The organism is Frankia sp. CeCAU1, assembly GCF_977971845.1.
Map to the genome: position 1 here is coordinate 1 of NZ_CDWWXA010000026.1, position 7236 is coordinate 7236.

Consider the following 7236-nt stretch of genomic DNA (forward strand, 5'->3'; position numbering starts at 1 on the left):
CGTCTGTGCCGACAGGGTTGAGCCGATCGAGGTCGATCCGGTATCAAGGTTGACCCGTACTAGGGCCGGCCCGGCATCAAGATCGATTGGGTATCGAGGTTGACCCGCTGCCGACGCCTGCGGACCGGGGCATCGCCGGGCGGAAGCGTCGTGTGGAGCGGGGCCGGGCCGGACGGTAGATCAGGGCCGGATCGGCCTCGCCGTGTCACGTCGTCGGATCCCAACCATCGGATCCCAACCAACCGAGAGGCACAGGGACGCACCCCATGACCCTCGCGCCGTTGCTCGACGCGCTGATCGCCCGTCCCGGCGGGGATCCTGCCCTGGGCCGGGCGATCGGCGCGGTCGGTGAACCGGTCCTCGACCTCGCTGGTCCCGCGGCGTTGCGGCCCTTCGCCGCCGCAGCCCTGGCGGTCGGGGCCGACCGGCCGGTCCTCGCTGTCGTGGCTACCGGCCGGGAGGCCGAGGATCTGGCGTCGGCGCTCGGCAGCCTGCTCGGTCCCGGTGTGGTCGCGGTCTTCCCGAGCTGGGAGACCCTGCCTCACGAGCGGCTGTCCCCCCGGGCTGACACGGTCGGGCAGCGCCTCGCCGTGCTGCGCCGGCTCGTGCATCCGGCGAGCACCGGTCGGCCGCCACTGCGGATCGTGGTCGCGTCGATCCGTGCGGTGTTGCAACCCCAGGTGGCCGGGCTCGGCGAGCTCGCACCGGTCACCCTCGCCGAGGGCGATACGGCCGACCTCGACGGCGTGGTGACGCGGCTGGTGGACATCGCTTATCATCGGGTGGACCTGGTCGAGCGGCGCGGCGAGATCGCCGTGCGCGGCGGCATCCTCGACGTCTTCCCGCCCACCGAGGAGCATCCGCTGCGGGTCGAGTTCTTCGGCGACGAAGTCGAGGACATCCGCCGGTTCTCCGTGGCGGACCAGCGGGCGCTACCGGAGGATGATGGCGCGGCCGGTGGTGGCCGTGTCCTGTTCGCGCCGCCGTGCAGCGAACTGCTACTGACCGCGCAGGTGCGGGCGCGGGCCGCGGACCTCGCGACGCGCCACCCGGAGCTGCTGGACCTGCTCGACAAGATCGCCGACGGCATCCCCGTGGAGGGGATGGAGGCGCTCGCCCCGGTACTCGTCGACGCCATGTCACTACTCCTGGACGATCTGCCGGCCGGCACCCACGTGCTGGTCTGCGATCCCGAACGGGTCCGTTCGCGGGCGAGTGAACTGGTGCGCACGAGCCAGGAGTTCCTCGACGCGTCGTGGAGCGTCGCGGCGCTGGGTGGCGGCGCGCCGATCGATCTCGGCGCGGCCGCCTACCGATCGATCATCGAGGTCCGCGAGCGTGCGGAGGATCTCGGCCTGCCGTGGTGGTCGGTCACTCCCTTCATGTCGACCCCGGCAGGCAGCGACCGGGAACCGGCGGGCACCGGGCTGACGGGCACCGCCTACGACGGGACCGAGTACGGCGACAACTACGGCGACAACACGGTGGTCGCCAGCCTCCGGCCCGCGCCGATCTACCACGGGGACACCGCGGCGGTCATCGCCGACGTCAAGGGCTGGCTCGCCGAGTCCTGGCGAGTGCTGCTGGTCACCGAGGGACACGGTCCGGCGCAGCGCCTGGTGGAGATGCTGCGCGACGCCGACCTGGGCGCCGGCCTCGCCGAGGAGGCCACCCTCACTCCGGGCGTCGCCATGGTCACCTGCGGTCGGCTCGCCACCGGCTTCACCAGCGATACTTTGCGCCTCGCCGTTCTTACTGAAAGCGACATCGCGGGTGCCCGCGGGGTGAGCACGAAGGACATGCGGCGCATGCCGAGCCGGCGGCGCAAGGGCATCGATCCGCTCGCCCTGCTCCCCGGGGACATGGTGGTCCACGACGCGCACGGCGTCGGCCGCTACGTCGAGATGGTCACCAGGACCGTCGCGGGCGCCAAGCGGGAGTACCTTCTGCTGGAATACGCCCGGGGCGACCGACTGTATGTGCCGACCGACCAGCTTGAACAGATCACCCGGTATGTCGGGGGTGACGCGCCGAGCCTGGACCGCATCGGCGGCGCCGACTGGGCCAAGCGCAAGAGTCGGGCCCGCAGGGCCGTCAAGGAGATCGCCGGTGAGCTGATCCGGCTCTACAGCGCCCGGATGGCTGCTCCCGGGCATGCCTTCGCTCCCGACAGTCCCTGGCAGCGTGAGCTGGAGGACGCCTTCCCGTTCCGAGAGACACCCGATCAGCTCTCCGCCATCGACGAGGTCAAGGCCGACATGGAGAAGCCGGTCCCGATGGACCGGGTAATCTGCGGCGACGTCGGCTACGGCAAGACCGAGATCGCGGTGCGGGCCGCGTTCAAGGCGGTGCAGGACGGCAAGCAGGTCGCGGTGCTGGTGCCCACGACGCTGCTGGTCCAGCAGCATTTCCAGACCTTCTCCGAGCGTTACGCCGCGTTCCCGGTGGTGGTGAAGGCGATGAGCCGGTTCAACTCGCCCGCCGAACACAAGGCGGTGCAGGAGGGGCTCGCTACCGGCAGTGTCGACGTGGTCATCGGCACCCACCGGCTGCTGTCCGGGGAGAACCGCTTCAAGGATCTCGGCCTGGTGATCGTCGACGAGGAGCAGCGCTTCGGTGTCGAGCACAAGGAGCAGCTCAAGAAGATGCGCACGGCGGTGGACGTGCTCACGATGAGCGCCACACCGATCCCCCGCACGCTGGAGATGTCGATCACCGGCATCCGGGAGCTGTCGACCATCGACACTCCGCCCGAGGAGCGGCACCCGGTGCTGACCTCGGTCGCCGCCTACGACGCCCGTCAGGTGGCCGCGGCGATCCGCCGGGAGCTGCTGCGCGAGGGGCAGGTCTTCTTCATCCACAACCGGGTGGAGACGATCGACCGGGCCGCCGCCCGGCTGCGCGATCTTGTTCCCGAGGCGCGGATCGCCACCGCCCACGGCCAGCTGCACGAGGACGCGCTTGAGCAGGTCATGGTCTCCTTCTGGGAGAAGAAGTTCGACGTGCTGGTCTGCACGACGATCGTGGAGTCGGGCCTGGACATCTCCAACGCCAACACCCTCATCGTCGAGCGGGCCGACGTGTTCGGCTTGTCCCAGCTGCACCAGCTGCGCGGCCGGGTCGGGCGGGGCCGGGACCGGGCGTACGCCTACTTCCTCTACCCGCCGGACAAGCCGCTGACCGAGACCGCCCACGACCGGCTCGCCACGATCGCCCAGCACAACGACCTTGGTGCCGGAATGGCCGTAGCCATGAAGGACCTGGAGATCCGGGGAGCGGGCAACCTGCTCGGCGGCGAGCAGTCCGGGCACATCGCCTCGGTCGGGTTCGACATGTACGTGCGGATGGTCGGCGAAGCGGTGGCCGAGTACCGCAAGGAGGGGGTCGAGGAGCCCCCGGAGGTCAAGGTCGAGCTGCCGGTCGACGCGAGCCTGCCGCACGACTACGTGCCGAGCGAGCGGCTGCGGCTGGACGCCTACCGGCGGCTGGCCGGCGCCGCCACGGACGCCGACATCGACGAGGTGCGTGGCGAGCTCGTGGACCGGTTCGGTCCGCTGCCCGAACCGGTCGAGAACCTGCTGGCCGTCGCGGGCCTGCGGGCGCTTGCCCGGCGCTTCGGCGTCACGGAGATCATCACCGCCGGTCGCCAGATCCGGTTCGCTCCGCTGGAGCTGCGGGAGAGTCAGACACTCCGGCTGACCCGGCTCTACCGGGGCGCCGTGGTCAAACCGGCGGTGCGGACCGTACTCGTTCCCGCGCCGACCGAGACGGGGCGCATCGGTTCCCGGCCGTTGCGGGACCGGGCTCTGCTCGCCTGGGTCGGCCAGCTCCTGCATGCGGTCGCGGGCGACTCGGTCGCCGCCGCGGCGGCCTCGATCTGACTCCTGGCGTAGGGCGCCGTACCGTACGCCACGCTGAGCGGATACCGTCTCGGCTCGTGAAGCTTTCCCGTCTCCTCGCCGGTGTCGGGCTCCTCGTGCTCGTCGGTACCGGGTGCACGACCCATGCCGGGGCCGCCGCCCAGGTCGGTTCGCAGACCATCGGGACCTCCCAGCTGCGCGGCATCGTCGACCGCGGGCTCAAGGCCGCGCAGACGGTACCGATCCCGCAGACCTCGCAGTCGGCGTCGCAGAGTCTCAACCGGGGTGAACTCCAGCGACGAACCCTGACCACGCTCGTGCAGCTCGAATTGATCTCCGGTGAGGCGAAGCGGCTGGGGATCTCGCTGACCGGCCAGGACATCGCGTCCTACTACCAGGCGTACGCGATCCTGCAGTTCGGCAGCGTGAAGGCGTTCGAGCAGCGAGCCGCCGCGGCAGGCTTCGCCCAGCAGGACGTGGCGACGATCGTCCGCTCGGGAGCGTTCGAGTCGGCGCTCGGGGACAAGATCAGCCCAGGTGTCCTCGCCTCCGACGCGGACACCCGCGCCCAGTACGACAGCATCGTCGATCAGATCGGGAAGATCCCTCTCAGCTACCGGCAGGCCAAGCCCTACCTGGCTCGGTTCCTGGTGGCGGACAAACGGGCGACGAAGGTGCGTCCGCTACTCGCGCAGGCCGAGTCCCGGGATCCCATCTCGATAAACCCACGATTTGGTACCTGGGACACGAAGCAGTTCGCCGTGGTCGCCGCTGAGGGCTCGATCGCCAGCAAGCCCGCGCCCACGCCGATCCTGGACCTGACCACCCAATCCTGAGCGGACGGCGACATGTTGATGCGGATCACCGTGGTCGTCACCAGCCCCCGGGTGGCACCGGGAATTCTCACGGCCCGGGCGTGGGATGTCGTGCGCACGGTGCCCGTCCTGACCGCGAGCCCCACGCATCCTCAGCTCGCCGCGCTGCGGGCGGCCGGTGCGACCGTCCTGATCGTCGATCCCGGCGATCCCGGCGGTCTGGCCGGCGCGGTGACCCTCATCCGGGCCGCCCTGCCTGATCCCGCGGCGGCCGAGGTCGCCTGGCTACCCGATCCGCTTGCGCCGAGCATCCTCGACTGCCTCCTCGACGAGGCGAGTGGCTCCGGGGAACGGAACGATGCCGGGGCCGACGGGGTGACCGGGGCCGACGGGGTGACCGGGGCCGAAGTGACGAGCCTCGTGGCCACCAGGGAGCTGCCCGGCTCGAGCCTGTTGGACGCCGTCGCGGTCATGGACCTCCTGCGGTCGCCGGGCGGCTGCCCCTGGGACGCCGAGCAGACTCACACCTCGCTCGCCCCGTACCTGGTCGAGGAGACGTACGAGGCGTATCAGGCGATCGAGGACGGCGATCTCACCGAGCTGCGCGAGGAACTCGGCGACGTGCTGATGCAGGTGCTCTTCCACGCTCGGATCGCAGCCGAGCGCGCCGACGACGGCTGGGACGTCGATGACGTCGCGGCCGGTCTGGTGGCCAAGTTGATCCGCCGTCATCCGCACGTGTTCGGTGACGTGGTCGTGGACGGTCCGGCGAACGTCGTCGCCAACTGGGACGCGATCAAGGCGGTCGAGAAGGGGCGCGTCTCGGTGACCGAGGGTGTCCCGCTCTCCCAACCGGCGTTGTCCCTCGCGGCCAAGCTGCTGAAGCGGGCTGCCGGCATCGGCGTCCCGGCGGATCTCGCGCTGACCGGGACGGCCGCTGGGGGTGTGACCGACGCGGGCGATCGGGTCACCGAGATCGCCGCCATGGCCGCCGTACTGGCCCGGTCGGGCACGGCGGGGGACGACCTGATCGGTGATCTGCTCTTTGCCGCCGTCGCGCTCGCCCGGATGGCCTCCGTCGATCCGGAGCGGGCCCTTCGGGCGACCGCCCGTCGCTTCCGGGACCGGCTGGCCGCCGTCGAGGGCACAGTCCGTGCCGAGGGCGCCGATCCGGCTTCCCTGTCCGACACCCGCTGGCGCGAAATCTGGCGGCAGCTACCCGGGTAAGCACCGATCATCGGCGCCCGATGCCACTCGACTTTCGCGTTTTCCATGATCGGCAATCGATTGGCTATCGGGTGTGTTAGGTCGTCTTGTTGAGCGGTTCGGCTGGGGTCGTCTGGTGGGCCGGTCCGGGGTTCTGGCCGGCTGGTGAGGCCTGTGCCTGTGGGATTTCGGGATTTCGGGATTTCGGGGGTCGTGTCCGGCCGGGGCCGGGGTTGGCCAGGGCCGTCTCCCAGTCGGTTTCCAGCTGGCGGGTGACCAGCCGGTTTTCTGGTTCGGCAAGCTGGTAGTGGCGCCGGGCAGCTGGGCGGTCACGTAGCGGTCGAGCGCCGGGCCGGCGAGGTGCTGACACAGCCCGCCGGTGCCGTAGTTGGCGCGCAGGTAGCCGCAGTGGTAGTTGTGCGACGGGAACCGGCTGGCCGGGGTGTGACAGCACCCCGTCATCCGATGCCCGCAGGTGCTGACAAGTTCTCTGGTGGGTGCTGTCAAGTTCTCTGTCAAGTTCTCTGTGTGCGGGGTGGTTCCTGTTCTCTCTACTTGCCGACCTCGCTGAGGGCTGCCCCTGGCTGCCCACCTGAGAGGCCCCACCCTCTCAGCGGCTTAACTCAAAGTCATCGCAAGCCGGTTAATACCTGACCAGTAACCATCTGTGAACACGCCCATGAGCCTCACATCTTCGCTCCCGTACCTTCGCAACATGACGGCTACCACAACGCCCGAGGGTCTTCGGACGCCTGTTCGGGAGATGCTGAACAAGGTTCCCGAGGTCACGATCTGGTTTTGGGCTATCAAGATTCTGTGCACCACGGTCGGCGAGAGCTTCGCCGACTGGATCAATACGACTCTCGGCGTTGGTCTGATCAACACCTCATTGATCTTCACCGCCGTGCTGGCCGGCGTCCTGGGCTGGCAGCTCAGCACCAAGCGCTACGTCCCGTTCGTGTACTGGCTCACTGTCGTGGTGCTGAGCGTGACCGGCACCCTCTACACCGACATCCTCACCGACAGCCAGGGCGTTCCCCTCGCGGTGAGCAGCAGCGTGTTCGCCGTTGTCCTCGCCGGTGTCTTCGGGATCTGGTATGCCCGCGAGCGGACCCTGTCGATCCACAGCATCATCACCCGTCCCCGTGAGCTCTTCTACTGGCTCGCGGTCCTGGTCACCTTCGCCCTCGGCACCGCGACCGGCGACTGGACTCTGGACCTGACCGGCTGGACCCCGGGCGTCTCCGTGCTTCTTCCGCTCGGGTTGATCGTGGCGATGGTCGTCGGGTGGCGCCTTGGCGCCAGCGCGGTGCTCTCCTTCTGGCTGGCCTACATCCTCACCCGCCCGCTCGGCG

4 protein-coding genes are annotated in these 7236 nt (G+C 69.5%); all 4 read left to right on the plus strand.

The features are described 5' to 3' along the window. The first annotated feature begins 266 nt into the window (after positions 1-266). Positions 267-3881 carry a transcription-repair coupling factor gene (mfd, locus tag AC08OO_RS07250; RefSeq protein ID WP_476609308.1) on the plus strand — a complete coding sequence of 1205 codons (3615 nt, stop codon included), beginning with the start codon at positions 267-269 and terminating at the stop codon, positions 3879-3881. 56 nt (positions 3882-3937) lie between these two features. Further along, positions 3938-4696, plus strand: a complete 759-nt coding sequence (locus AC08OO_RS07255) for a SurA N-terminal domain-containing protein (protein WP_476608124.1) — start codon at positions 3938-3940, stop codon at positions 4694-4696. A 12-nt stretch (positions 4697-4708) separates the two neighbouring features. Then, complete coding sequence (gene mazG / locus AC08OO_RS07260) at positions 4709-5902, plus strand: nucleoside triphosphate pyrophosphohydrolase (protein ID WP_476609307.1); 1194 nt, start codon at positions 4709-4711, stop codon at positions 5900-5902. A gap of 694 nt (positions 5903-6596) precedes the next feature. Next, a partial coding sequence (locus AC08OO_RS07265) for a COG4705 family protein (RefSeq protein WP_476618350.1) occupies positions 6597-7236 on the plus strand: 640 nt, incomplete at its 3' end.

Bases quoted from the DNA above. Each gene is read 5' to 3' on its own strand.
- mfd (WP_476609308.1), top strand. From the start codon at position 267: ATGACCCTCGCGCCGTTGCTCGACGCGCTGATCGCCCGTCCCGGCGGG.
- mazG (WP_476609307.1), top strand. From the start codon at position 4,709: ATGTTGATGCGGATCACCGTGGTCGTCACCAGCCCCCGGGTGGCACCG.